At 54.0% G+C, this 25,863-nt stretch carries 20 protein-coding genes; 8 read left to right on the top strand and 12 right to left on the bottom strand.

Annotated features, from left to right (window positions below; genetic code table 11):
- Positions 1-154 precede the first annotated feature (154 nt).
- Both AC8GE9_RS04990 and AC8GE9_RS04985 read left to right on the top strand, forming a co-directional pair.
- Positions 155-1,054 (top strand): glycosyltransferase family 9 protein, encoded by a 900-nt coding sequence (locus tag AC8GE9_RS04990; RefSeq protein WP_506676012.1) that lies wholly within the window; start codon positions 155-157, stop codon positions 1,052-1,054.
- Positions 1,055-1,069: 15 nt separating this feature from the next.
- Entirely contained in the window at positions 1,070-1,837 is a 768-nt protein-coding gene (locus AC8GE9_RS04985; protein WP_506676011.1) for a YdcF family protein, read from the top strand.
- Here AC8GE9_RS04985 and AC8GE9_RS04980 read toward each other — a convergent pair.
- Genes AC8GE9_RS04980 through dnaE form a run of 4 tightly spaced genes read right to left on the bottom strand, consistent with a single transcriptional unit; the run spans position 1,813 to position 8,360 of the window.
- Positions 1,813-2,967 (bottom strand): glycosyltransferase family 4 protein, encoded by a 1,155-nt coding sequence (locus AC8GE9_RS04980; RefSeq protein ID WP_506676010.1) that lies wholly within the window; start codon positions 2,965-2,967, stop codon positions 1,813-1,815. The genes AC8GE9_RS04985 and AC8GE9_RS04980 overlap by 25 nt on opposite strands.
- On the bottom strand, positions 2,960-3,715 hold the full coding sequence (locus AC8GE9_RS04975; protein ID WP_506676009.1) for a polysaccharide deacetylase family protein: 756 nt from the start codon (positions 3,713-3,715) through the stop codon (positions 2,960-2,962). Before AC8GE9_RS04975 ends, AC8GE9_RS04980 begins: the two co-directional genes overlap by 8 nt.
- The gene (locus tag AC8GE9_RS04970) at positions 3,708-4,856 is read right to left on the bottom strand and encodes a glycosyltransferase family 4 protein (RefSeq protein ID WP_506676008.1); all 1,149 of its coding nucleotides are present in this window, start codon (positions 4,854-4,856) and stop codon (positions 3,708-3,710) included. Before AC8GE9_RS04970 ends, AC8GE9_RS04975 begins: the two co-directional genes overlap by 8 nt.
- A 15-nt stretch (positions 4,857-4,871) precedes the next feature.
- A complete protein-coding gene (gene dnaE, locus AC8GE9_RS04965) occupies positions 4,872-8,360 on the bottom strand; it encodes a DNA polymerase III subunit alpha (protein ID WP_506676007.1) in 3,489 nt (1,162 codons plus the stop codon).
- Positions 8,361-8,464: 104 nt separating this feature from the next.
- Between dnaE and AC8GE9_RS04960 the strand changes: the two genes are divergently transcribed.
- On the top strand, positions 8,465-9,364 hold the full coding sequence (locus AC8GE9_RS04960) for an aspartyl/asparaginyl beta-hydroxylase domain-containing protein (RefSeq protein WP_506676006.1): 900 nt from the start codon (positions 8,465-8,467) through the stop codon (positions 9,362-9,364).
- A 41-nt stretch (positions 9,365-9,405) separates the two neighbouring features.
- On the opposite strand, the gene hrpA is transcribed toward AC8GE9_RS04960, so the two are convergent.
- On the bottom strand, positions 9,406-13,266 hold the full coding sequence (gene hrpA / locus AC8GE9_RS04955) for an ATP-dependent RNA helicase HrpA (RefSeq protein WP_506676005.1): 3,861 nt from the start codon (positions 13,264-13,266) through the stop codon (positions 9,406-9,408).
- Positions 13,267-13,347: 81 nt separating this feature from the next.
- Here hrpA and argA point away from each other — a divergent pair, with 81 nt between their 5' ends.
- A complete protein-coding gene (argA, locus tag AC8GE9_RS04950; RefSeq protein ID WP_506676004.1) occupies positions 13,348-14,748 on the top strand; it encodes an amino-acid N-acetyltransferase in 1,401 nt (466 codons plus the stop codon).
- Between the two features lie 78 nt (positions 14,749-14,826).
- The gene (locus tag AC8GE9_RS04945; RefSeq protein WP_506676003.1) at positions 14,827-15,099 is read left to right on the top strand and encodes an oxidative damage protection protein; all 273 of its coding nucleotides are present in this window, start codon (positions 14,827-14,829) and stop codon (positions 15,097-15,099) included.
- Between the two features lie 54 nt (positions 15,100-15,153).
- Here AC8GE9_RS04945 and rpiA read toward each other — a convergent pair whose 3' ends face one another.
- From rpiA to radA, 6 genes are all read right to left on the bottom strand, one after another.
- Positions 15,154-15,825, bottom strand: a complete 672-nt coding sequence (gene rpiA / locus AC8GE9_RS04940; protein ID WP_506676002.1) for a ribose-5-phosphate isomerase RpiA — start codon at positions 15,823-15,825, stop codon at positions 15,154-15,156.
- A 20-nt stretch (positions 15,826-15,845) separates the two neighbouring features.
- Entirely contained in the window at positions 15,846-17,237 is a 1,392-nt protein-coding gene (locus AC8GE9_RS04935) for a DNA recombination protein RmuC (RefSeq protein ID WP_506676318.1), read from the bottom strand.
- 29 nt (positions 17,238-17,266) lie between these two features.
- Complete coding sequence (locus AC8GE9_RS04930) at positions 17,267-17,626, bottom strand: Spx/MgsR family RNA polymerase-binding regulatory protein (RefSeq protein WP_506676001.1); 360 nt, start codon at positions 17,624-17,626, stop codon at positions 17,267-17,269.
- Between the two features lie 40 nt (positions 17,627-17,666).
- On the bottom strand, positions 17,667-18,410 hold the full coding sequence (locus AC8GE9_RS04925) for a 3-deoxy-D-manno-octulosonic acid kinase (protein WP_506676000.1): 744 nt from the start codon (positions 18,408-18,410) through the stop codon (positions 17,667-17,669).
- A gap of 63 nt (positions 18,411-18,473) precedes the next feature.
- Positions 18,474-20,963 carry an ABC transporter permease gene (locus AC8GE9_RS04920; RefSeq protein ID WP_506675999.1) on the bottom strand — a complete coding sequence of 830 codons (2,490 nt, stop codon included), beginning with the start codon at positions 20,961-20,963 and terminating at the stop codon, positions 18,474-18,476.
- On the bottom strand, positions 20,960-22,327 hold the full coding sequence (gene radA / locus AC8GE9_RS04915) for a DNA repair protein RadA (RefSeq protein WP_506675998.1): 1,368 nt from the start codon (positions 22,325-22,327) through the stop codon (positions 20,960-20,962). The genes AC8GE9_RS04920 and radA overlap by 4 nt, the downstream gene beginning before the upstream one ends.
- 160 nt (positions 22,328-22,487) lie before the next feature.
- On the opposite strand from radA, the gene hpnC reads away from it, so the two are divergent.
- The 3 genes from hpnC to hpnE are packed head-to-tail and all read left to right on the top strand — an operon-like array spanning position 22,488 to position 25,481.
- Complete coding sequence (gene hpnC / locus AC8GE9_RS04910; RefSeq protein WP_506675997.1) at positions 22,488-23,294, top strand: squalene synthase HpnC; 807 nt, start codon at positions 22,488-22,490, stop codon at positions 23,292-23,294.
- Between the two features lie 4 nt (positions 23,295-23,298).
- Positions 23,299-24,177: a presqualene diphosphate synthase HpnD gene (gene hpnD / locus AC8GE9_RS04905; protein ID WP_506675996.1), complete on the top strand. Its 879-nt coding sequence runs from the start codon at positions 23,299-23,301 to the stop codon at positions 24,175-24,177.
- Positions 24,174-25,481 carry a hydroxysqualene dehydroxylase HpnE gene (gene hpnE, locus AC8GE9_RS04900; protein WP_506675995.1) on the top strand — a complete coding sequence of 436 codons (1,308 nt, stop codon included), beginning with the start codon at positions 24,174-24,176 and terminating at the stop codon, positions 25,479-25,481. Before hpnD ends, hpnE begins: the two co-directional genes overlap by 4 nt.
- On the opposite strand, the gene crcB is transcribed toward hpnE, so the two are convergent.
- On the bottom strand, positions 25,471-25,857 hold the full coding sequence (gene crcB / locus AC8GE9_RS04895) for a fluoride efflux transporter CrcB (RefSeq protein WP_506675994.1): 387 nt from the start codon (positions 25,855-25,857) through the stop codon (positions 25,471-25,473). The two genes, hpnE and crcB, sit on opposite strands and share 11 nt — an antisense overlap.
- Positions 25,858-25,863: the final 6 nt, after the last annotated feature.

The following is a 25,863-nucleotide window of genomic DNA, read 5'->3' as shown; positions in this document are numbered from 1 at the left end:
ATAATTTTCTGATTTTACCCGCCTGAGCCAATCTTAGTCATTAGAATGCAATGTGCCTATTCCCTGATTAAATTTGATCATGACCGCCTCAACTCCAACAAAATATTCCAACGTCGTGCTTGTCCGCCTTCCAAACTGGATCGGAGACACTTGCATGTGCCTCCCTGCTTTAGATTTGCTTAGCCAAGCTGGCGTACCCTTCGTCGTGTGTGCGCGCGGATGGGCCAAATCGCTCCTATCAGGCTTGCGCACAGAGGGGTTTATAGAAATGAAAGACTCCCTCAAAGCCAATGTTCAAGCGCTTCGTGACTGGAGGCAACAAAACCCCTCCCACCATCATGCCTTACTGATGCCAGACTCCTTCACAAGCGCACTCACCTTTCGACTGGCTGGCTTTAAAAGCGTTGGCTGGCGCGATGATGGGCGCTCGCTACTCTTGAAATGGCCGCAAACCAAACCCGCCGAGAAACTCCACGCCGCTCACGCTTGGTTCGAACTGACCAAACGCGCGCTGCAGTGCTGGGGTTACGATACCTCGCAAGCAACGCTCAAAGATTCTTGCACGCTGCCTATCACCAACGAACACAAACAAGCGGCGGCGGCGGCACTTCGCGAAGCGGGTTTAAAAAGCGGCCACTTTGTGTTGATTGCGCCCACAGCGACCGGTCTGCACCGAGGTCAAAAAAAAGTTTGGCCGCATTTTGATGCGCTCGCCCGAATTCTCCAGAACAATCGCGTCAAGGTTGCCATGTGCCCACCCGAAGACGAGCAAATACAGGCTAATCGTACCGCTCCGACAGTGGACTGCATACGTCCCTTGGACTTAGGTGCTTTTTGTGCTCTGACGAAAATGTCAACACTGGTGATTTGCAATGATTCCGGCGTCGCGCACTTATGTGCTGCGGCAGGTGCGCAACAGCTCACTTTATTTGGCGTCACAGACGTCGAGCGGACAGGCCCCTGGAGCAACAAGAGTTGCAATTTGGGGAACAACGGGCAATGGCCGAGTACGGTTGAAGTGGTGACGCGCGTTCAACAATTGTTGACATCCTAAGGCAGGGTAAAGCCATTGCTTGACTCAATCCCATTCGCCAATCTTCTTCTGTATCCCCCCGGCCTCTGTCTGATTTTATTGGCCGTCGCAGTTTTACTGAGCGTGATTAAACAGCGCGCCCTTGCCATTATCCTGTCGGTCGTCGCGATATGTTGGGTACTGGCATGGTCACTTCCTGTCACGACTCTTTTTTTAGGCGGGCTACTTGAGTCTCGCCATCCCCACAAAGACCCGAAAGACCTACCTCGCGCGGATGTGATCGTTGTGTTCGGTGGCCACACTCAGGGGAATCGGGCGAACTGGTTTGAGCCTTATAAGCGCGCGACAGCAATCGACCGGATTGATCGCGCCGAAGCGCTTTATCTCGCAGGAAGAGCGCCAAGGATCTTGTTGTCTGGTCGTGCTCGCGAAGGAAAAGTCAGTGAGGCTCAGATCATGGCTCGCATACTAAGGCAGCGTGGGATCCCAGACTCCGCTCTGCTAATGGAAAATGACAGTCGCAACACTTCTGAAAATGCCAGATTTACTGACATCATCATGCGCGGCCATAAGCTCAAGAGCGCGTTACTCGTCACCTCGGCACTTCACATGCCTAGGGCATTAGCAAGCCTCGAGAAGCGAGGGATCAAAGTCACCTCGGCCGGCAGCGGGCCTCAGATCGTCCTACCTGATTCAAACGCACCGGATATCTGGTTGCCACAGCTTCGGAGTCTCGACGCGAGCAGAACCATCATCAAAGAGTATCTCGGCATTTTGGGTTACTGGATACGAGGCTGGCTCTGAGACACTTTTTTCTGAGTCAACACCCTCGCATAAACGGTCTCATAACGCTGCGCGACCGTTTCCCAGGAAAATGTCTGTACCAGCGCATGACTTTCGCGCACAAACTTCTCTCTCAATTGTGGGCTCTCGCCTAACCCACAAATGGCCTCAGCCAATTGCTTGTCGTCTCTTGGATCGTCAAGCACCCAGGCATCATGCTGATGCCTGACGTAGGCTGCAAAACCACAATACTGCTCGGCACTCAGGACGACCGGCAAACCGTGCGCCATGGCTTCCAGCGGCGCCATCGCAAAACTATCCCGAAGTGTCGGATGCACACAAATATCGGCACTTTGGTAATAAGCAGAAACGTTGGAGGTCGGTTCGAGCAATCTCACACGCGTATTCTTTTCAGAATGATGATGAAATAAATATTGTTTTGACTCAGCGTCTGCGCCTAGCACAACGAGTTTGTAGTGCTCTGGTAGCGTGTCAAGTGCTTGCAGCAAGACAGCCAACCCTTTTTTTAGAGGATTTCGGGCGACTAAGAGGCAAACGATATCCGTATCTTGCCAACCAAGCTTCTGACGGATGCTTGACCTCAAGAGAGGGTCGAGGCTTTGCATATGCGCACCCGGTGGAATCATTTCTATTGACGCTATTGCAGGATACGCCGTCTGAAGTTGCTGGGTCACGCTAGGCGACACCGCGACCACCTGATGTCCAGGCACACAGAGCAACGAGGACGACTCAAGCCATAGATGGGCAATATTATGAGGCTCAAGGTAGCTCAAGTACCCGCGCCATCTGGCACGCATAAAAAAACGGCGATATTTGACCGGGACGACATGGAAAACATGAACATCTCCTGCCGGCCCCATCGCATGTGAATGCACGACATCAAAGCCTGAAGAGGTGAGTTTCTTGGCGCAGTATGCAAAATGCAACGCACGCATCCAGCTCGGCAACCCCTTGAATCTTTTAACGGAAATCTCAGTGACAGGCAGATCGTGATCAAACTCACAGGCGATGACAGTGACATCATGTCGTTTAGTCAATATTTCAAACAGATTGACCGCATAGGCTTCAGCCCCGCCAAATTTGCGACCGAAACGTTCCGTAATGAGCGCAATCCGCAAACGCTCAGCCACGTCTGCGGTCCTCATAATGCGTCAAACACTTTTGAAAAAACTGTAGCAAGTGCGTCGAGCGCCAAACTCCCACTCGCGGGAGCAGAAAAGGAGAGTCTTTTGCGCCCGCCAATCCTCGTTGAGTCGTCGTAGCGCTGCGATATCCGGCCTCGATGACCAACTCAGCGTGTCTGGGGGAAAACTGACCATACGGATAACAAAACGCAGTTACTTCTGAGTTGACTGCATCGGCAAGCATGAGACGAGAATAAGCGATTTGATGTCGCGCCTGTTCAATGGCTAAATCCGGCAAGTGAACATGATCAAGCGTGTGAGAACCGACCTCCTGCCCAGCTTGAGTCCACTCCCTCGCCTCGGTTTGAGACATGAGAGGGGAAAAGGGAACGTTGTTTTGCGCATCCCAAACGTTGCCTCCGTCAAACTGATTGGCCACAAGGTAATTGGTCGAAGTAAAACCGAGTTGAGTCAGGACAGGAAGTGCATGCTTAAAAACATTACGATATCCATCATCAAACGTAATCCCAAAAACCTTTCCGGTCAGCTCCCCCTTAAGATAGGGCATCAGGTCTCGCATACTCAGCCCGCGATAACCGAGCTTGTGCATCCAGTACATTTGGCGCTTAAAACTTTTGGGATGAACCGTCAAACTCCGAAAGGAAGTTCCTCTGGGAGCAGGTATGTCAATTTGGTGATACATCAAGATGGGAATGGCCCGGGCAGTCCCCATGGGCTGTTGCATCTCAGTCATGCTGCACCATTTTTAACCGTCTTCGAAGGGGGTGTCCTTGACTCAGCCAATGACCATAACATTGCTCGGTTCTACGTACCAATGCCTCTGGGGTGAATTCTGAAGCGGGGTCATTCCAAATCCGGTCATATCCCGCACGCCCCATTTTTTTTCTGAGTTCGGGATCCTCGCTGAGCTTAGTGATGATGTCTCTCAAGCTTTGATCGTCATCTAACTCAACGAGAAAACCTGAATGACCATCCACCAGCATCTCCGGAACGCCTCCGACAGCCGTTCCAATGACAGGGATTTTGGCACACGCTGCTTCGAGATACACCATGCCACTGGCTTCGAGGCGTGTCGTCATGCAAAACATGTCAAAACCCGTCATCAGATTCATCACATCGTCTCTTCTACCCATTAAGTGAACGCGTTTTTCAAGACCGAGCGTCGCAATTTTTTGTGTGAGAGCACTGAAAACAGCCCCACCACTCCCCACGATGACCAAATGCAAATGACTTTTTTCTAAAAACAGAGGAGCCATGGCTCGAACGAGTTCAAGATGCCCCTTGGTCGGCCTCAGGGCTGCGACACAACCGACTACGACATCCTGAGCTGTCAAACCGAGCTCTTGCCGCAAAGTCGACTGGTCAATTGGTGCAGGTTTAAAAACCGGCGTGTAAATATTTTCAATCTGCTCAGGGGCAACACCTTTGGTGATTAACTGACTGCGGACAAAGTGACTATCCGTTGTCACGCAATGTGGGAGCCACGTATAGGACAAGAGCGAATTGACCCGGTTGGCAAGATGACGCGTACGCACAATCAGAGGCGTACCCGCCAACCTGCCTGCCGTCGCGCAAATGATCGTATCCCGGCGACTATGGGTATTAAGCACGTCAAAGCGACCATGTTTAAGAATACGGCGCATGTTGACGACACCACGAATAAAATTCATCGGGCCATCCATCTCCATCGTGTGAACGACAAAGCCTGCACCTTGCAAGCGCAGAGTGAGTTCGGCATGGGGCTGACACACCGCCTCAAGATGATGTCCCGCATTACGCATCGCCATCATTTCTTTGAAGATGCGGTGCTCCTGACCACCAAAATCGGTCGCAGCTTCGGAGTGGAGGATTCTCAGAGTTTGCTTGTCTTGCATTGTGCTAAATCACTATTATTTGTAGGCGACTTCGACATCTGCCAACGAAGTCCAATCCGTCAGCTGCGCGACTAGTTTGTCAGACAACCTGACGCGCCAAGACTCATCCAGTCTGAGCGTACACAATGCACCCTCTGTCTCATACTGAATCTCGACGGGAGTGCCGGGCATACCATTTTCCGGTGCGGCCCGAAAAGGATTAAGCATGCGTTTTAACATGACCGCATCAGCATTCCCATTGAGACGAATACGCAAGGTTTTGGCACGCGCCTCCCGAGCGAGTTGCAAATCGTAAATTTGCTCGGCCACCACGCGCATCCCACCAGAATACTCGTCGTTCGTGACCTTGGCCTGAACAATCAGGAGCTGATCATCGCGCAAACGCTGACGATGTTGCTCCATCAGCTCGCTATAGACAGACACCTCGACTTGGGAGGTCCCGTCATCCAGTAAGACAAACTGCATTTTCCCCCGGCGGGTGATCATCGTTCTCGACCCAGAAATCACACCAGCTAACCATTGAAGATCACGGGAAGGCTCAAGCCGATTTAAGGCTTTGGTCACAAAATTCCTAACCTCTGCGCGCCAGGCATCGAACAGATGTCCGCTGAAAAAATAACCCAACGCAAGTTTTTCTTCGGACAGGCGAGCGTGTAGATCCCAGGGCGCGCACTGCGCCAGCTCGCTTTCAACCACATCCGCACCGTCATCGCCAAACAAAGACACCTGGTTGGCACTTCGGGCGGCTTGCTCCGCAGCTTCGAGCGCTGTGCCAAGTGAGGCAATGAGCGCGGCCCGATTCGGCTCGATCTGATCAAAGGCCCCCGCCCGAATCAACGCCTCAATGCTGCGTCGATTGACCGTATGGCGATCAATTCTGCGGCAGAAGTCGAATAAAGAAGCGAAAGGGCCGTCCGCACGTGCACGTAAAATCTCCTCGACCGCTCCCTGCCCCGTCCCCTTGACGGCGCCCATTCCGTAGCGAAGCGTACGTGGAGGCAAACCTTTTGCCGAGTGCTCGTCGGAAACCGGCTCGAAACGATAGCCTGAAGCATTCACATCGGGCGGTAACACCTTGATGCCATTGGCCAGGCAATCACGCCAGAAAATCTGAACCTTGCCGGTATCGTCCATGTCGGACGACAAGGTCGCCGCCATGAACTCAGCGGGATGATGCGCCTTGAGCCAGGCAGTCTGATAAGCGATCAGCGCGTAGGCCGCAGAGTGTGATTTGTTGAAGCCGTAGCCTGCGAACAACTCCATCAAGTCGAAAAGCTTGACCGCGAGTTTGGCGTCATAGCCCTTTTTAATCGCGCCCTGCTCGAACAACTGACGGTGCGCCGCCATTTCCTCGGGCTTTTTCTTGCCCATGGCGCGTCTGAGTAAATCTGCGCCACCGAGTGAATAACCACCGATAATTTGCGAGATCAACATCACCTGCTCTTGATACACAATCACACCGTAGGTGCTTTTAAGTGTGTTTTCAAGATCAGAGTGAAAATAGTCCACCGAAGCGCGACCGTGTTTACGGTTTACGAAATCGTCCACCATGCCAGACTCGAGCGGGCCAGGACGGAATAGCGCCAACACAGCGACGATGTCTTCGAAGGTGTTCGGACGGAGCTTTTTAAGCAGCTCTTTCATGCCACGCGATTCGAGCTGAAAGACCGCTGTCGTATTGGCGTCGCAGAGAATTTGGTAGGTTGCGGGATCATCCAGCGACAAGGACATGATGTCAAAGTCACGCATCGCAGGATTGAAGGCACGTACAAAACGTACCGCCCAATCCAAAATCGTCAGGTTGCGCAAACCCAAAAAGTCGAACTTGACCAGTCCCACGGCCTCGACGTCGTCCTTATCGAACTGGGAAAAGGCGCTGCCCTCTTGACCAGGCTGACAATAAAGCGGACAGAAGTCAGTGAGCTTACCCGGAGCGATCAGCACGCCGCCCGCATGCATCCCGACGTTGCGCGTCAGGCCCTCCAACGGACGGGCGAGATCCACTAACGCACGGACCTCCTCTTCGGATTCGTAGCGGGCTTTGAAAGAAGGTTCGTCTTTGAGCGCGCGATCGAGCGTCCAGGGGTCAGCAGGATTATGTGGGATCAGCTTGGACAGACCATCGCAAAGCATGTAGGGCATATCGAGCACGCGTCCGGCATCGCGCACAACCGCTTTGGCTCCGAGCGTACCAAAGGTCGCGATTTGACTAACCGCCTCGCGACCGTACTTTTGTTTGACATACTCGATGACGCGCTCGCGATTATCCTGACAAAAGTCGATATCGAAGTCAGGCATCGACACCCGCTCGGGGTTGAGAAAGCGCTCAAACAGCAAGTCATAGCGGATGGGATCCAGGTCAGTAATGCCTAAAGAATACGCAACCAAAGAGCCCGCTCCCGAACCACGGCCCGGCCCCACAGGTACGCCATTGCTTTTGCCCCAGTTAATAAAATCCTGAACGATCAGAAAGTACCCGGGGAAACCCATCTTAATGATGGTTTGGCACTCAAGCGCCAGACGAGCCGAATACTGAGGGGTCGCGCGGGTTCGCGCGACGCTATCCGGAAACAACTGCAACATCCGTTTTTCAAGACCAATTTCAGAGAGATGAATCAGATAATCATCCAGAGAAAAGCCCTCTGGCGTTGGAAAGTCAGGCAACTGAGGCTGCCCAAGCACAAGCGTCAAATTGCAGCGCTGCGCAATCGCCACCGCGTTGGCCAAGGCAGAGGGCACGTCACTAAATCGCTCAACCATGGCTTCGGTTGATTGCAGATACTGATCGGGCGTGAAATGACGAGGACGGCGGGGATTCGTGAGGATTTCACCTTCGGAAATGCAGACTCGGGCTTCGTGAGGGTGAAAATCCTCGGATCCTAGAAACTGTACAGGATGTGTCGCCACCACGGGCAAATCACACTCGGAGGCCAAAGCAAGCGCCGCGCGGACATAAGACTGATCCGCCTCGGCTTCGGTGCGCTGAAGTTCGATGTAATAGGTGCCAGGAAAAACATTTTTCCATTGCAGCGCCAAGGTTTTCGCCAACTCCGAGTTGCCAGCCATCAAGGCTTGGCCGACATCGCCGGCGCGCGCACCTGACAAGGCAATCAAGCCTTGTGCCCCGACAAGCCACTCTCGGCGCATTTCAGCGCGGCCGCGATGGGCATTTGTGAGCCAGGCACGGGTCAAGAGCTCACATAACGTCAAATATCCCACACGACTCGCGACGAGAAGTAAAATACGAAATGGTTTGTCGCGGTCTTCGTCGTTTGTCAGCCAAATGTCGCAACCTGCGATTGGCTTGATGCCTGCCGAGCGGGCTTCTTTGTAGAACTTGATTAAACCGAACACGTTAGACAGGTCTGTCAAAGCGACTGCGGGCTGGCCGAACTGTGCAACCCGACGGATGAGCTCCGGAATGCGCACGGTACCGTCTACAACCGAGTATTCGGAATGGATGCGAAGGTGAACGAAGGGCTGAGAATGGACGCTTTCTGACATAGGTCAATTGTACCTTTTGTTAGAACACCTATCGTTATTTTTAGTCGCAATTTGAGCAAGACTGCCGCGAGCTTGCGGCACAACGTTTGAGCAAGGAATACTGCATGAAATGGACTGTTCTGGAAACCTGGCTTGCCGCCGTTCTCTTTGCTCACTTACGCGGTCGCGTCAGACTTCCCCTTGGGCGCCAAATGCTGGATCATTCGAGTATTTTGGCCCCCATCAATGCATTCATGGTGCTGGCCTCGCGCGTGCCGACAACCCCCTATATTTCTATTGACACGATGCCCGAGCTCAAATTGCTCGAAGACAACTGGGAAACCATCCGCGACGAGGCTCTGCATCTGGCAAGTTTGCGAGAAATCAAAGCCCCCGAACTCCATAACGACATTGGTTTTAATTCTTTTTTCAAGTACGGCTGGAAGCGCTTTTACCTGAAATGGTATGACGCCAAACACCCTTCCGCGATCGCTTTGTGTCCTAAAACAGTCGCCCTACTCAACCAGATTCCCTCGGTCAAGGCCGCGATATTCGCGGAGCTCCCTCCAGGCGGTCAACTCAACCCGCACCGAGACCCTTTTGCGGGGTCTTTGCGCTACCACCTCGGATTGGCGACACCGAACGACGACCTCTGCTATATCGACGTGGATGGCATTCGACATAGCTGGCGCGATGGAAAAGGCGTCATTTTCGATGAAACTTATGTGCACGATGCCTACAATAAGACCCAGCAAAATCGCATCATTTTATTTTGCGACATCGAACGCCCACTTAAATGGCGCTGGGCCGAGTGGCTCAACCACTGGTTTAGCAAAATCGCCATGTCCGCTGCGAGTTCTCCCAATGCCGAAACCGATCAGACAGGCCTTGTCAATAAACTGACGCATTACCACTGGATCATTGATCAAAACCGTCGTGCGTTTAAAAAAGCAAACCGGACTGCCTACAAAGCCACTAAATTTGGCTTGGTTGGTTTGGCAATCGTATTGTTTATTGCCTGGTAAGTCATGACTTCCTGATGCCTCAAGACCAGAGTCGCTAAGCTCTAGCGCTGCATGGCCTCCCAGGTTTTTTGTAAGCGCTTGACCGATACAGGCATCGGTGTGCGGAGCTCTTGAGTAAAGAGAGCAACGCGCAACTCCTCCAATAACCACCGAAACTCGTCAAGCCCTGCATCTGATGCCCCCTTGAGCGCACTGCGGGCTCGACTGTAATGGGTCAGCACGGATGCCATTTCCGCCATAAGGCGCGCATCTCGGGTCGGATCAAGCTTAAGTTTGTCGATCCGCGCGACCGCGGCTTTGAGGTAACGCGGCACATGCACAAGTTGGCTATAGGGTGTTTCCGCAATAAAACGCGGTGAGACAAGCTGTTGCAGGTGTTGCTGTAAATCAGCATAGGCTGAGGGAAAGGTTTTCGCCTGTGCAAGCTTGCGCGCAACCGCGGTCCATCCCTCAAGGACAGCAAACGCGAGCCTGGCAACCTCTTGTGCGAGAAGCCCAAGTTTAGTCTTGGCCTCCTCTCGTCGCGCCTCAAAGGTCTGTGCATCATCCGGCCAGGGTTCGGCCAGACAGGCGCCGATCAATGCGCAATCAATAATTTGGTCTCTGAGCTGCTCCTGAGTGCCAAGCTGTAAATAAAGCATGCCCATTTTTGTCAGCTCATGCAGATTTTTTTCGAGAAACTTGACCTGTTCGCGCAAGGCGAGGCGGAACAAGCGAACCAGACCGCGCTTGTGCGCCCGAAGGGCCACTTGCGGATCATCGAAGACATCCAAAGCGCAGGCAGTGCCACGTTCGACGAGTGCTGGATAGCCCACGACAACTTGATCTTTACGACGGATCTCCATGAGTTCAGGGAGTTTGCCAAAACTCCATTCCGTGATTTCGTCCTGAGAAAGTACGCTCGCGACCTCTTGGTCACGGATTGCGAGCTTTTGAAAGGTGGCCTGAGCTTGTTTGCCGAGCTCGGCTTTGATCTGAGCGAGGTTACGACCCGCCGCTAACATGCGTCCATGCTCGTCAAGGACTTTAAAGGACATGAACAAATGCGCAGGCAGGGTTTCGGGTTTGAAATCTGTCACAAGGGGTCGAATCTTGAGCTGCTGCCAGATATCTTGAATCAGCCCATCGAGCAAGCTACAAGGTGGCTGTTCAAGTCGGTCGTACCAGCGTTCATAAAACCCCGCAGCATAGTCCGGCAATGGCACACAGTGGCGCCGTATTTTTTGAGGCAGAGACTTGAGCAATAGTTGCGCTTTTTCCTTGAGCATGCCGGGCACGAGCCACTCACAGCGCGCGGCATCGACTTGATTCAGAAAGTAAAGAGGAACCGTGAGGGTGAGTCCGTCTTTGGGAGAACCCGGTTCGAAGTGGTAATCCACCGCCAGCCTGACCCCTTGCCAGTCGAAAAACTTGGGGAAAATATCCGTGGTGACACCGGCCGCCTCATGACGCATCAAGGCATCGCGGGTCAACATCAATTGTTGAGCGTGTTCCTTGGACAAACCCTTGACCCAGTGCTCGAGTGTCGCGGTCTGTGCGATGTCCGCAGGCAAAAGCTTGTCGTAAAAAGCCAGTATCAGGGCATCATCGACCAAAATATCCGGGCGTCGGGTCTGATGCTCAAGCTTTTCAATCTGAGTAATCAGCTTGCGGTTGTGGGCAAGAAATGGAAGCGGGCTGTCGATATCGCCCGGAATCAACGCTTGCAGGATAAAAATCTCGCGCGCCTGCTCCGGCGCAATCGGTCCGTAATGCACCCGTCGACCCGAGTAAACGGTCAAACCATAGAGCATCGCTTTTTCATTGGCGACCACTTGTCCGAGCTTGCGCTCCCAGCGCGGATCGCTCCAGGAGCGCTTGAGCAAATGGCCTGCCACACGCTCGACCCAGGAGGGATCAATTTTGGCCACGCAACGCGCGTAAAGCTTGCTGGTGTCGACAAGTTCCGCTGCCATGATCCATTTGCCCGCCTTTTTTAGCAGACGCGAACCTGGATGAATCCAGAAACGAATATCACGCGCACCCTGATAGTGCCCCGTTTCCTCAGCTTTGAAACCAAGGTTCCCCAATAGTCCCGAAAGCAAGGAAAGATGGATCTGCTCGTGCGTCGCTTCGGTTTTATTCAGTCGCCAGCCTTGCTCGCCCACCAGGGCCATCAGCTGGCTGTGAATATCATGCCATTCGCGCAATCGCAGAGGTGACAGGTAGTGAGTGCGCAAGAGCGCGACAAGCTTGCGCTGCGACTCCTTGTGCCGGACTTGTTCGTGATACCAATTCCAAAGTTTGACGTAGGCCACAAACTCGGATTTGTCATCGGTGAATGTTGAATGGGCCTGCTCGGCTGCCTCGCGAGCGTGCATGGGTCTGTCACGCGGGTCTTGTACCGAGAGCGCGGAAGCGATGATCAGCATCTCGGTCAGGCAGTGCTGATCGCGCGCAGCCAAAATCATACGTCCTAGTCTTGGATCAACCGGAAGTTTCGCCAACGCGTGGCCAGTTTCCGTTAGCGCGTCTGGCTTCTCTGCGTCCGGATCGATGGCACCAAGCTCTTGTAACAAGTGATAACCATCGGCGATTGCGCGACCACTTGGCGGATCCACAAAGGGAAACGTTTCTATGTCGTTTAACCGGAGCGCTTTCATGCGCAAGATCACACTTGCAAGAGAAGAGCGCAAAATTTCGGGATCGGTAAACGCAACGCGATCTTTGAAGTCTTGTTCGTCGTACAGCCTGATACAGACACCGGGCCCTAGTCGCCCGCAGCGTCCCGAGCGCTGGTTCGCCGAGGCCTGACTGATGGGTTCGATGCGCAGCTGCTCGACTTTGTTGCGCCATGAATAGCGCTTGACGCGCGCCAAACCGCTGTCGATGACGAAACGAATTCCTGGTACAGTGAGTGAAGTCTCGGCCACATTAGTGGCCAGCACAATCCGACGCGCACTGGTGCGAGGGCGAAAAATTTCCTCTTGCTCCTCCTGGGACAGGCGCGCAAACAAGGCGAGCACCTGAGTGCCGGGCGGATGATGTTTACGTAGCGCCTCAGTGCACTCACGTATTTCCCGCTCGCCAGGTAAAAAAACCAAGATATCGCCGGGTCCCACGCGTGCGCATTCATCAACCGCTTCGACCAGGGCATTGATCAGATCTCGCTCTTCGTCTCGTGCCAGACTGCGCTCGGACATTCCTGCTTGCGGCATCACTCCACCCGCAGCGCCCAGCTCGAGGGCAGGATTCAGCACGGGCCGATACCTGATCTCCACAGGATAGAGACGACCTGAAACCTCGATCACTGGAGCGGGTACACCTTGTGCATCGGCGAAATGGCGGGCAAAGCGGCCTGCATCAATCGTGGCAGAAGTAATGATGACCTTAAGATCCCGTCGCCGCGGCAACAACTGGCGCAAATAGCCGAGCAAAAAATCAATATTTAGACTGCGCTCATGCGCCTCATCGATAATGATGGTGTCGTAGCGTTTGAGGAGCGGATCACGCTGGGACTCAGCCAGCAAAATACCATCTGTCATAAGCTTGATGGCTGTCTGGGCGCTGCTGCGATCCTGAAAGCGGACTTGATAGCCCACCCAATCTCCCAAGGGCGTCTGGAGCTCCTCTGCGATACGGCGAGCCACCGAACTGGCCGCTAAGCGCCTGGGCTGGGTATGGCCAATCATTTTTTTTAAGCCGCGCCCAAGTTCAAGACAAATCTTGGGTAATTGGGTGGTTTTACCCGAGCCCGTCTCTCCACTCACGATCACCACCTGATGGGCGGCGATCGCGCGGGCGATTTCCTCACGGCGAGCGCTGACCGGCAAATCCTCTGGATAGACGATCTTGGGGGGCTGGCGTGGGGAAATGACGACGCTTTCCGGCGCAATGTCGGTTAAGCGCTTTGAATCGAGCATATTATTTAATCCGAGTAACGCTTATTATAAAATTTATCTCTAATACTCACAGCGAACACGAGGTTGACAACACAAGCCACCATGCCAGACAAAAAAGAACAAGAGATTGGGTTCCCTCAGGAATCCTCAAACATCGGTCTCGATGGGACTGTTTCAGCCCAAGAGGCTCCTGAGTTCGCAGCAGCGCAATTCGTTCGCTGGTTTAGAGAAGTCGCCCCTTACGTCCATGCTTTCAGAGGAAAAACCTTTGTAGTCGCGTTTGGTGGTGAACTTGTTCAGGCCAATGCCCTAAACGCCTTAGTTCAGGATTTATCTTTGTTATCCGCGCTGGGGATCAAACTGGTCCTTGTGCATGGCTCACGTCCCCAGGTCAACGAGCAGCTCCGTTTAAAGGGCTTTAATCAGCAATTTGACCGAGGCCGCGCGCCCACCGATGCCGATGCTTTGGAGTGCGCTAAAGAAGCTGCGGGTGAAATTCGCCTTGATATCGAGGCCGCTTTTAGCCAAGGGTTGCCCAATACTCCCATGTCTCACGCGCAAATTCGCGTGATTTCAGGCAACTTTGTCACTGCTCGCCCAACTGGCATCATTGATGGCATTGACTATAAACACACGGGACAAGTTCGTAAGATCGACGTCGAGGCCTTGCGCTTCGCGATCGAACGAGGCTCAATCGTGCTGCTTTCACCCCTCGGATTCTCTCCCACTGGCGAAGCCTTTAATTTATCGATGGAAGAGCTCGCCACGAGCGTAGCCACCAAGTTACGGGCAGAAAAGCTGATTTTTCTAACGGAAACGCCTGGCGTGTTAGCGCCCGATGGCTCGGTGGACACCGAACTCGCCCGACTCGATGCCGATGCCCTGCTCGCCTCCGGCGAACTTGACGAGGATACGGCCTATTTCTTGCAATACGCCTCACGCGCCGTCAAACGCGGTGTCACTCGCGCGCACTTAATTCCCTTTTCCATGGATGGCGTGGTGCTTCTGGAGATTTTCACCCACGACGGCGTCGGGACCATGGTCGTCGAAGACACACTAGATGATCTACGTCCGGCAACAATCGATGATGTGGGCGCAATCTTGCAACTGATTGAACCTCTAGAGCAAGACGGTACACTGGTGCCAAGAGGCCGCGCCGTGATTGAACGCGAAGTCGAGAACTTTACCGTTCTAGAACACGATGGCGTCATTTACGGCTGCGCAACGCTCAACGACTACCCCAATGATCAGATGGCAGAAATGGCTTGCTTGATTGTGCATCCGGAATGGCAGGCCTCTGGCGAAGGGGAGCTCTTGCTGCGCCATATGGAATCTCGGGCCCGTGCCTTTGGTGCCAAGCGCTTGTTTGTCCTGACCACAAGAACCTCGCACTGGTTTATGAAGCGTGGCTTTGTTCAGGGGGGTGTCGCAGACCTACCAAAAGAAAAGCAAGCGCATTACAACCGGTCTCGCAACAGTCTAATTTTTATTAAACGCCTGTGAGGCTTAGGGCTATGAGCGTCGACACCAGCTCAAACGCCCTACAATCACGTTAAATATGCTTTAAACAGGATACTAAAAATGAGTCGCACTATTCAATGCATCAAGCTGAAAAAAGAAGCCGAGGGCTTGGAGTTTCCTCCCTATCCTGGTGAAATGGGAACCAAAATCTGGCAAAGTATTTCCAAGCAAGCTTGGCAGGGTTGGCTGGACGTGCAAACACGTTTAGTCAACGAGAACCGACTCAATCTCGCGGATGCACGCGCGCGCAAATATCTCAAAGAGCAAATGCAAAAACACTTGTTTGAAGATATAGACGTTGAAGCACAAGGCTTTGTGCCGCCTCCTGCCTAAGCTCGGGACGAACGCGTAGGCATCACTCCGAGGCAAAAAATCGCCTCGATTTTTTTATCCTAAACGACGTACCCCATGCTGCGTGGCAAGCAAGGCAACATGGGCAGGAAAGATCGCAAACAAACCATTCGTGACGACGCCTGGAATGTTATTGAGCTGTCTCTCAAGCTCTGGCGCGTTATCGATTGTCAGACCATGAACATCCAAAATCTGATTGCCATTATCGGTTGTAAAGCCTTGACGTAAGACAGGCTTGCCACCGAGTTGTTGGGTGACCCGCGCAACGGCTTCGCGCGCGATTGGTAAGACCTCGATTGGCAAAGGAAACTGGCCCAAGCGCTCGACAAGCTTGCTTTCATCGGCGATACAGACAAACTGTTGGGCGACTGAAGAAACGATTTTCTCACGCGTCAACGCCCCACCCCCGCCTTTGATCATATGGAGTTGGCTATTGATTTCATCGGCGCCATCCACATAGACAGGCATGGTCTGAACCTCGTTGAGATCCAGCACAAGGATACCTAGCGCCGAGAGACGTTTGGCGCTGCGCTCTGAGCTCGCGACTGCCCCACGAAACCGACTCCGATACGCTGCCAAACCATCAATAAACAAGTCTGCGGTCGAACCTGTACCGACACCGATCACCGCCTGCGCTGTTAAAAGAGGCTCGATAAGTGCCAACGCAGCATCAGCGGCTTGTTGTTTGAGATCTTGTTGCGAAAGCATAAGCGTTTCCTGATTAAAGATTATTTGTCACGAGAGGGCTCTGTATCCGCAGACTCTATATCCTCTAAGTCGAGACGCTCAGCCTCTCCAGACTCAGCGGCAAAAACAGCACGCGCTTGATCTTCGGGCATCGCCTCGACACTTTTGAGGCTACGCAACATGACGCGGGTGCGAGACTCGGTTTGACCAATTTTATGACTTGCACTATCGAGAGATTTTTTGACGTTGGCGAGTGCGTCACCGAACTTGCCAAACTCCGTTTTAACCGCACGCAATACCTGCCAGACCTCGGACGAGCGCTCCTGAATCGCGAGCGTGCGAAAACCCATCTGCAGACTGTTGAGTAAGGCGGCGAGGTTGGCGGGACCCGCGACATTGACGCGTAAGTCGTGCAATTTGTCGAGTAGACCAGACTGGCGCAGCACCTCGGCATACAAGCTTTCACTTGGCAAGAACATGATCGCGAAATCAGTCGTGTGTGGAGGCGAGACGTATTTGGCCACGATCGTTTTAGCTTGCAACTCCACCGCTCTCGCCAAGGCGGCTCCCGCAGCCTTGATGCCCTCTCGATCTGAGGTTTCATGCGCATCCATCAAACGCTCGTATTCTTCTTTTGGAAATTTGGCGTCAATGGGCAACCAGACCGGTTGATCCATGAGGCCCTGACCAGGTAAGCGAATCGCAAACTCGACCTGCGCATCGCTACCCGGAACGGTCTTGATATTTTGCGCATACTGATCGGGTGTCATACTGTCTTCGATTAGGCGTGCAAGTTGCACCTCGCCCCAGGTCCCTCGTGTCTTGACGTTGGTCAACACGCGTTTGAGATCACCGACCCCCGCTGCGAGTGTTTGCATTTCACCGAGGCCTTTTTGCACAGATTCCAAACGGTCAGAGACCTGTTTAAAGGACTCTGTCAGGCGGGACTCTAGTGTGGCATGGAGCTTTTCATCCACGGTTTTCCGCATCTCATCGAGTTTTGCTGCGTTGTCGGTCTGGAGGGACAACAGACGCTCCTCAACTGCCACACGGAGCTCGGCAATCCGGCGTTCGTTGGTTTGAATCAAAGTTTGTAGCTGCTCGGCAAAGCCCGATGCAAAGCGATTGAGGGACTCTGCACTTTCGCCTCTCCCGGCGGCAGCATCACGTGCCATTGCGGCACGAAACTCAGCGTCACTCTGCGCAAGCTCCACTCTCAGTGCGCGCGAGGACTCCGCGAGTTCTGTGCGCAACTGCCGGTGCGTCTCCGCTTGCTCTGTCCTCAAGCCGCGCTCAAGTCGCTCCTGACCGGTGACAATTTGATCCAGCCTGGGGTCGGTTGGAGCGTGCTGCGCACGTCCGGCACGCAGCCAAGCCAACAGCGAAAACAGGACTGCAAAAAAACTGGCTCCCGCAATGAGCGGAAGCAGCACAGCAGGATCGTTGAGGGAGGTTAAATCTATCAAGCTTGACCTAGTTTTTCAGCAAAGCGTTTTTCATTAAACCCAGCCGACACAGAATGATCGGCATAGACCGTCACGGGCCGCCTGATCAAGGCAGGATATTTCGCAATCAAAGAGAGCCAGTCTTTGTCTGAGCTGGGTGTTTTAAGATTGTCATCCAGATTTCGCCACGTCATCGAGGCACGGTTGACAAGCTTTTCCCAGCCGCCAAGGGACTCAGCCCATACCTTGAGCGTCACGGGCTCGACGGGCGCGTCGCGGTAGTCTTGAAACTGGTGGGCAATGCCTTTTTCATCAAGCCAAGCAAGTGCTTTGAGGCAAGTACTGCATTTGGCCAGCCCGTAAAGTTTAACCGCCATGACGCTATTCCTATTTTTAATGATGAATACGTTTAACGCATTATTTTAATTGCTCTGCGGCAAACCAAACCTCTTGATAGCCTTCAATCAGGGCGAGCCAAAGTGAATGATGATTTGCTAACGATAACTTTTTAAGCGAACGCAAGAGTCGAGAAAGATTTTCGGCGCGCTGACCAGGCGTGAGCTTGCCAAGACGTCCACGATCAAAGTCAATCAGCCAGACTTTACCTTGATCGTCAAACAAAACATTGAAGACGTTGAGATCAGCATGCCACACACCAAACCGATGTAGCGCGCCAATGACTACGCCCGCACGCCTCCAGATCTCTAGGTCCTGACTGTGGGCCAAAGGTTGGGCCGAAGCAATACGTTCAGTGAGCAATGCGGCGCGATAGGTCAGCCCATGTCGCCAGGCGGCAGCACCAAGCGGCCGAGGGACTGGCAAGCCGCCTCGCCAGAGAATGCGCAACAAATCAAACTCAACACTCGCGCGCGTCTTTTCAAAACCCGTCCACAGATACCGGTTTTGCACGAACTTGGCCACCAGACCACCGCGTCGATAATGTCTCAAGACCGCGTCGAAGGCACCGACACGGACAAACCAGGCCGCCGCCCGTCCCCCCGAGGTCACCAGACTCGCCTCAAGCGCGGGTGTCTGGGGGTCAAAAAAGTCCCACGCCGCAGTCTCGAGTTGATGACTTTCAATTAATGCATGATCAATGCGAAACCAACGGTTACCCGAGGTGCGCTGATCGATCGTTTGCTCAGAAGCGTCTTGATTCATCCGCGTGCATTTCTCCAGTTTTTTGAGCGCTTGAACAGGGTTGATGCCCAGATATCCATGGGCTTAGGTATGATGCCGCAAGATTTGCAGTGGCGGCGTCTTTAAAACACCGCGCAACACGACGGCCCCCGCCAACCAGGCACCCAGCATACACACCGACAATCCCAACGCCCAAGGCCAGAGCGAAAAGCGCATATCGAACTCAAAGACCCAGTGCGATAAGGCCCAGGCAGCGAGTGTCGCACCACCCGCGGCAAGCAATCCAGCCAACGCACCTACGGCAAGCAACTCGATCCGTTGAGCGCCGGCGAGTTGTCGTCGCGTCGCACCAAAGGCTCTCAATAAGGCTGCCTCTCTGACCCGTTCGTCTCGTGTCGCCGACAAGGCCGCGGCTAGAACGATCGCGCCGGCAAAGACGGAAAACAAAAAGAGTCCTTGGACAGCGATCGACACTTTATCCAGAATGTTTTGCAGCTGACTTAAAATCGCTCCGACATCGAACACGGTCAGATTAGGAAATTGTTTGACAAGCTGTTGCGTGACCGTGATGCGATCCGGGGGTAGATAAAAAGCGGTCATCCACGTCTGAGGTGCGTCCTTAAGGGCTGCGGGTGTCGTAATCGCAAAAAAGTTCGCGCGCATCGAATCCCAGTCGACACGTCGCAGACTGGTCACCTCGAGACGCACTTTTTCACCCGCCACATCAAAGTCCAGCATATCGCCGATTTTCAGGCCAAGCGACTTTGCCAGACTGATCTCAAGCGACACCTCTGGGCGCGAGGCATTGAGATCACGCCCCGCCACAATTTGTCCCGGCTCGGCCAAGCGCTCGGCATACGAGAGGTTGAATTCGCGTTCGACCATACGCTGGGCACGTGCGTCATCATAATCAGCGGCGGAAACCGCGCGGTCGTTCAGAGCGACAAACCGGCCACGCACCATGGGTGAAAGCCTGACCTGAGTCAGCCCGGCCTCACTCAGTGTTTTTTCAATACTGGGTACCTGATCGGTCTGAATATTGATCAAAAAACGGTTTGGCGCATCCGCAGGCAAGGTGCGCTGCCAGCCAGCCAGCAAATCGGTCCGTACAATCGTCAGCAACAGAATCGCCATCATGCCCACGGCGAGCGCGCTGGTTTGCGCAATCGTCGCGCCTCGGCGACGCACGACACCCGCCAATGCAAAACGCAAAACAGGAAAGCTTTTGAGGCGGCCTCTCAACCCGGAGAGCACCCACAACACCAACATACCCAGGCCCGCAAAAAGTGCGGCAGCGGCAAAGAAACCTGCCGCGAGCCCGATGCCGAGCTTGACGTCATTGGCGACCCACCACATCAATATTGAAAAACCAGATAAGCCCAAGGCATAGCCCATGAGACTCTGTAGGGGAATACCGTCTTGCTGAACACGCAAAATTTGCGAGGGAGGTACATGCCGCAAGCCGTTCAGTGGCGGCCAAGCGAAGGCCAACAATAACCACAAGCCGGCAAACAAACCCTGCAAAGCAGGCTCGATACTGGCCTGAGGCAAATCGGCGCCGAGCAAACTTCCGAGCGCCTGAACCATCAAAGCCTGTCCACCCCAACCTAACGCCGCACCTACAAGCGAGGCAAATAGACCCGTCAATATAAACTCGCCCAATAAAATAGCAGTGACTTTGGCTTGCGTCGCACCCAGGCAGCGCATCACCGCCACACTATTGCGATGTCGTTGGCTAAAACGTCTGGCGCCCAAGGCAACCGCGACCGACGCGATCAGCACCGCCAACATCGCGACCAAAGCGAGAAACTCCTGCGCTCGGTCAAGGGAGCGTCTGATTTCAGGACGACCGGCTTCGACCGTCACAATCTTTTGCCCGGCCGTCATGGAGCGGGACAACCATTCGCGAAAGACGTCGACAGCCGGGAGATCGCCTGCGACTAAAAAGTTGTAACCAATGCGGCTACCCGGTGCAATCAAACCCGAGCGTTTTAAATCCTCAGCCCGCAACATGACACGCGGGGCTAGGTTGACTAACTGTGGGCCACGATCAGGCTCATAGGTGATCACACGCGTCACCTTGAGACTCAAATCACCGACTTTAATGGTCTCACCAATGCTTAAACCTGTCTGGCTCAAGACTTGGGCATCCACCCAAGCCTGCCCCAGCTGGGGTGCGAACGCGGTGAGCTGCTCGGGTCCGCCCAACACCTCGGTCGTGCGCAAACCTCCCCTCAAAGGATAGCCTGCCTCGACGCCCTTGATCGAAGCCAATACCAACCGACCGTCACGACCCACCATCGAAGGGAACTGCCAACCGAGTACTGTGCGCAAACCCAGACTTTGCGCACGCTCGATAAAAGCGGCAGGAATAGGCTTGGAAGACTCCACAACCAGATCGGCTCCTAACATCTGCGCCGCGTCACGCTCCAAGGCGCGTCCCACGCGGTCAGCTAAAAAGCCCACGCTAGTCACGGCAGCCACGGCAATCACCACGGCGAGTCCTAGCAAACGCAAATCGCCCGCACGGACATCCCGCCAAGTTTGCTTAAAAATGACCTTGAGAATATTCATGCTCTCAATCGATCCAGTGCGTCTTGCAAACGATCAACAGCCCACACCTCGAGCCCTTCGATCGGTTGTCGCGGTGCATTGGCTTTTGGAATAATGGCGACGGAAAAGCCAAGTTTGGCGGCTTCGCGTAAACGTTCCTGACCGCGCGGTGCGGGACGGACTTCACCGGCTAAACCGACCTCACCAAAAGCGAATAATCCCTTGGGCAAAGGTCGGTCGCGCAGCGACGACAAAATCGCCAACAACACGGCAAGATCTGCAGCAGGTTCGGTAATCCGCACCCCACCCACTGCGTTGACAAAGACATCCTGATCGGAGGTCGATACCCCAGCGTGCCGATTGAGCACGGCAAGTAACATCGCCAGACGGTTGCCCTCGAGTCCCACAGAAAGACGACGTGGATTGGGGACATGCGCAGTGTCGACCAACGCCTGGATTTCAACCAATAACGGTCGCGTGCCTTCTTGGGTCGCCATGACGCAAGAGCCGGATACTTGAGCAGAATGTTGTGACAAAAACAGCGCGGATGGATTTGCCACACCCCGCAAACCACGATCCGTCATTGCAAACACACCGAGCTCGTTGACAGCACCAAAACGGTTTTTAAAGGCACGAATCAGTCGGAACGAAGAGTGTGTATCCCCTTCGAAATACAGCACAGTATCCACGATATGCTCAAGCACGCGAGGCCCCGCGAGCGCGCCATCCTTGGTGACATGGCCAATCATGACGATCGGGATACCGGCCTGTTTGGCTAGACGGGTGAGTTGTGCGGCACACTCTTTAACCTGAGAGACCGAACCCGGTGCTGCGGACAGTTCGCTGGAATACATGGTCTGGATCGAATCGATCACAGCCACTGCAGGCTTTTGCTCAAGTAAAGCGGACTGAATCGCCTCAAGACGAATTTCAGCGAACAAATCAACACCCTCGCCTGACAAACCCAAACGACGTGCGCGCAAAGCGACTTGCTCGGCAGACTCTTCGCCAGTCACATACAAGACACGGCGCTCACCAGACATCGCCACCAGCGCCTGAAGCAACAGCGTGGATTTACCAATACCAGGGTCTCCACCAATCAACACAACCGCGCCCGCCACTAGACCACCACCCAGCACACGATCAAACTCAGCAATACCCGTGGAAATCCTCGGTAACTCCAACGCCTCGACATCGGCCAGGCTGCGTAATGCGGTCGACGCAGCAAGCGGCGCATAGCGATGCTGTTCGGCTTGAGCGGCGAGTCCCGTGTCGCGGGATTCCTCAAGGGTATTCCAAGCTTGGCAATGCGGGCACTGGCCCAGCCATTTTGGGCTGATGCCACCGCATTCCGAACAGGTAAAGATCGTTTTTATTTTGGCCATGAAAGTCTCTGGCGCACGATGCACCGCATATCTCTAGTCTAACGCAGGGGCTTACCCTTAAAGACCTGAAATTTGTCCACTAAAACCACAAAATGCTAGGGGTGACCCACTACACTTTGGTTTTTGCGTCTGCGCATGACTCTTCAAAACACTTTTTCACATGTCTGTCGACCATTACGAGAACTTTCCTGTCGCCTCCTTGTTACTGCCCAAGCGACTGCGCCGAGCCGTGACAGACATCTATCGCTTCGCCCGGGGCGCAGACGATCTCGCGGATGAAGGCGACGCCCCACCCTCAGAGCGCAGAGCGGCTCTTCAGCAATATCGGGAAGCGATTCTTAAGATTGAACGAGGCGAGAAACCTGAGGCAAGCTTTGAGCCTTTGGCGCAAACTATCACGCAACATCACTTACCTACGTCACCCTTCTTAGACCTGCTTTCCGCCTTTGATCAGGATATCGAACAAACCCGTTATGAGGACTATCCTTGCCTGCTTGACTACTGCAGACGCTCTGCCGATCCTGTCGGCACGCTGATGCTTTATCTGTATCGGACGACGGATACGCGCTCGATGACCCAATCTGCGGCCATATGCTCTGCACTGCAGCTTGTCAATTTTTTACAAGATGTCGCGATCGACTGGCAAAAAGGGCGTATCTATTTGCCCTTAGAGGATTTAAAGCACTTTGGGGTGACTGAGCAGCACATCGCGCAAGCAAATGCAGACCAAGCCTGGTGTCGACTCATGCAGTTTCAAGTGGATCGCGCGCGAGGGTTGTTAAACTCAGGTTTGCCCCTCGGAAGAACGCTCTCAGGCAGAATCGGCCTTGAGCTTCGTTTAATCATCCATGGTGGTCTGAGAATTCTCGAAAAAATCGAGCATGTACATTTTGATGTTTTCCGACATCGCCCGACCTTGCGTACCCATGACTGGGCACTCATGTTTTGGCGTGCATTAAGAGCCTGATGCAATGACCCCTCACGAATACTGTCAAGAAAAAGCGGCCAAAAGTGGCTCAAGTTTTTATTACGCTTTTTTATTTTTACCACCTGAACGGCGTCAAGCCATCACGGCGCTCTACGCTTTTTGTCGCGAAGTCGACGATGTCGTGGATGAGTGTACCGACACGTCGATCGCGCGCATCAAACTTGCTTGGTGGCGCACTCAAATTGATGCCTTGTTTCAAGGCAAACCCGAACACCCCGTCACTCAGGCGCTCGCGCCCTTTCTGGCCCCGTTTGATATCACCCAGTCAAGGCTGATCGCGATCATTGATGGGATGGAGATGGATCTGGACCAAACCCGTTATCTAGACTGGCCGGGTTTGGAAAAATACTGCTGGCATGTCGCCGGCGTGGTGGGAGAGTTATCCGCTGGCATTTTTGGCTATCATGATCCAGCCACACTTCAATATGCAAGCAAGTTAGGGATTGCCTTTCAGCTGACCAATATCATCCGAGACGTCGGTGACGATGCTCGACGCGGACGAATTTATCTACCCATCAGCGACCTGCAACAGTTTGGCGTGCGTGCCGCCGATGTTCTCAACAGCCAATACTCCGAAAACTTTTCTTCGCTGATGGCTTTTGAAGCGGCGCGCGCGCGAACGCTCTATCGCGAAGCGATCGAAGCACTGCCCGCCAACGACCGCCGCGCGCAACGTCCCGGACTCATGATGGCGGCTATTTACCACGCGCTGCTCGATGAAATCGAAGACGAAAAGTGGCAAGTTCTGGATCAACGTATTTCGCTCACGCCCATCAGAAAATTTTGGCTTGCCTGGAAAAATTTTGTGGGCTCTGGTGGTAGCGTACTGCGACAAATCAGGCGCTCGAGCGGCTTAACGTGAACATTGCCGTCGTGGGTGCGGGCTGGGCTGGACTGGCCGCGGCCGTTCGCCTCAAAGACCAGGGCGCGACGGTTACGGTCTTTGAGGCTGCGCCCGTTCCGGGTGGACGCGCACGGGGTGTTGATGATGTCAATATGGGACGCATCGACAACGGGCAGCACCTGATGCTCGGCGCTTACACCGAATCACTCAAACTCATCGAACGCCTCCAACCAAGCCCTTCTCTTGAGCAGGTGCTTTCTCGCACGCCCTTACACCTTGAAAGTGCCGATGGAAGCTTTAAGCTGCAGGCATCCAAGCTGCCCGCGCCACTGAATACCTTGCTGGCCTTGCTATCAGCTAAAGGCCTCGGACTGTCTGAGCGCCTGCTTGCCTTGCGCATGATGCTGCAGTGTCGACTGACAGGCTGGCGCGCGCAGCCAAACGAAACCGTGCAGTCATTACTGCGACGACACCGACAGTCGGCGATACTTTCTCAACGGCTCTGGACGCCCTTGTGCTTGGCGGCCCTCAACACGCCGATCGCGCAAAGCTGCGCGCAGCTCTTTCTCAATGTCCTGCGCGATAGCTTGGACGGGCGACATGGCGCCAGCGACTTAGTGATTCCCAGCGTTGATTTATCTCAACTGTGGCCTGACGCCGCCGCGCAAACGGTGACGATGCGCTATCGCCATCTTGTGCGCGAGGTTCGTGCAGCCCCCACACAAGTCCAGGTTGATCAAGAGCACTTTGATGCCTGCGTCGTTGCCGTACCGCCCTATGCTGCAGCGCGAATTTTGTTCGACCCAAGTAATGAGGGGGACGCACTGCTCCGGATCCTGCAAGCCTTTAAGTATCGTGCAATTGCGACGCTGACCCTTGAGCTTGAGTCGGACTGGCAACCACCGCAACCCATGCTCATGCTCGATGAAGACTTAGCGCGCGGTCATGTAGGTCAATGGGTCTTTAAACGTGCCGCACAGCCTCGACAACTGAGTGTCGTGGTCAGTGATGCGACCGATTTTTTGAAGCAAGACAGAACACCCTTTGTCCAGGCCATTGCCTCCCAAATTAGAGAGCAATGTGCGAAGCATCCCCTCAGCATCAATGAGATGCCTGTCGTTAAACACCAAAGACTGATCGTGGAAAAGCGGGCAACATTCGATGCTGTTCCGGGCCTTGCGCGCCCAACTAACAAAAGCCCTTGGCCCCGGATTGTTTTAGCGGGAGATTGGACCGATACAGGGTATCCGGCCGTGCTTGAGGGAGCCGTGCGCAGCGGCCTTGCTGCGGCGATGATATTGGAAAAAGAGCTTAGCCTCTAAGACTATGCGCCGTAAACAAGCCCAAGAAAGTCAGTACCAGCGAACCCGCTAGGCTCATCCCGGCATAGGAAACCGCCATGCCAAAACGCTCTTCTTCGACAAAGGCGATGACCTCGGCGGAAAACGTGGAAAAAGTTGTGAGCGCCCCTAAAAAGCCCGTGACCAGCAGTAAACGCCAAAACTGTGGCCACTCTGGATGAGCCGCCACCAAGCCCAAAATGAGGCCCACAAAATAACCGCCAATCATGTTGGCCGCGAAGGTGCCCCAAGGCAACATATCCGCATGACGATTCAGCCATAAGCCCAGCAGCCACCTCAACCACGCCCCCGCTGTCGCACCAAGCGCCACAGCTAGGAAATGGGATGGGGTCAGCATTTGCAT

The sequence above is a fragment of the Zwartia lucis genome (genome assembly GCF_965234455.1).
GTDB lineage: Bacteria > Pseudomonadota > Gammaproteobacteria > Burkholderiales > Burkholderiaceae_B > Zwartia > Zwartia lucis.
This window is presented reverse-complemented; position numbering and strand designations above follow the sequence as displayed.

Coding starts and splice junctions, on each gene's coding strand:
- AC8GE9_RS04975 (WP_506676009.1), bottom strand. CDS start 3,715: ATGACTGAGATGCAACAGCCCATGGGGACTGCCCGGGCCATTCCCATC.
- radA (WP_506675998.1), bottom strand. CDS start 22,327: ATGGCCAAAATAAAAACGATCTTTACCTGTTCGGAATGCGGTGGCATC.
- crcB (WP_506675994.1), bottom strand. CDS start 25,857: ATGCTGACCCCATCCCATTTCCTAGCTGTGGCGCTTGGTGCGACAGCG.
- AC8GE9_RS04945 (WP_506676003.1), top strand. CDS start 14,827: ATGAGTCGCACTATTCAATGCATCAAGCTGAAAAAAGAAGCCGAGGGC.
- AC8GE9_RS04960 (WP_506676006.1), top strand. CDS start 8,465: ATGAAATGGACTGTTCTGGAAACCTGGCTTGCCGCCGTTCTCTTTGCT.
- AC8GE9_RS04970 (WP_506676008.1), bottom strand. CDS start 4,856: ATGCAAGACAAGCAAACTCTGAGAATCCTCCACTCCGAAGCTGCGACC.
- AC8GE9_RS04930 (WP_506676001.1), bottom strand. CDS start 17,626: ATGGCGGTTAAACTTTACGGGCTGGCCAAATGCAGTACTTGCCTCAAA.
- rpiA (WP_506676002.1), bottom strand. CDS start 15,825: ATGCTTTCGCAACAAGATCTCAAACAACAAGCCGCTGATGCTGCGTTG.
- hpnC (WP_506675997.1), top strand. CDS start 22,488: ATGTCTGTCGACCATTACGAGAACTTTCCTGTCGCCTCCTTGTTACTG.
- AC8GE9_RS04925 (WP_506676000.1), bottom strand. CDS start 18,410: ATGAATCAAGACGCTTCTGAGCAAACGATCGATCAGCGCACCTCGGGT.
- hpnD (WP_506675996.1), top strand. CDS start 23,299: ATGACCCCTCACGAATACTGTCAAGAAAAAGCGGCCAAAAGTGGCTCA.
- AC8GE9_RS04990 (WP_506676012.1), top strand. CDS start 155: ATGTGCCTCCCTGCTTTAGATTTGCTTAGCCAAGCTGGCGTACCCTTC.
- AC8GE9_RS04920 (WP_506675999.1), bottom strand. CDS start 20,963: ATGAATATTCTCAAGGTCATTTTTAAGCAAACTTGGCGGGATGTCCGT.
- argA (WP_506676004.1), top strand. CDS start 13,348: ATGCCAGACAAAAAAGAACAAGAGATTGGGTTCCCTCAGGAATCCTCA.
- dnaE (WP_506676007.1), bottom strand. CDS start 8,360: ATGTCAGAAAGCGTCCATTCTCAGCCCTTCGTTCACCTTCGCATCCAT.
- hrpA (WP_506676005.1), bottom strand. CDS start 13,266: ATGCTCGATTCAAAGCGCTTAACCGACATTGCGCCGGAAAGCGTCGTC.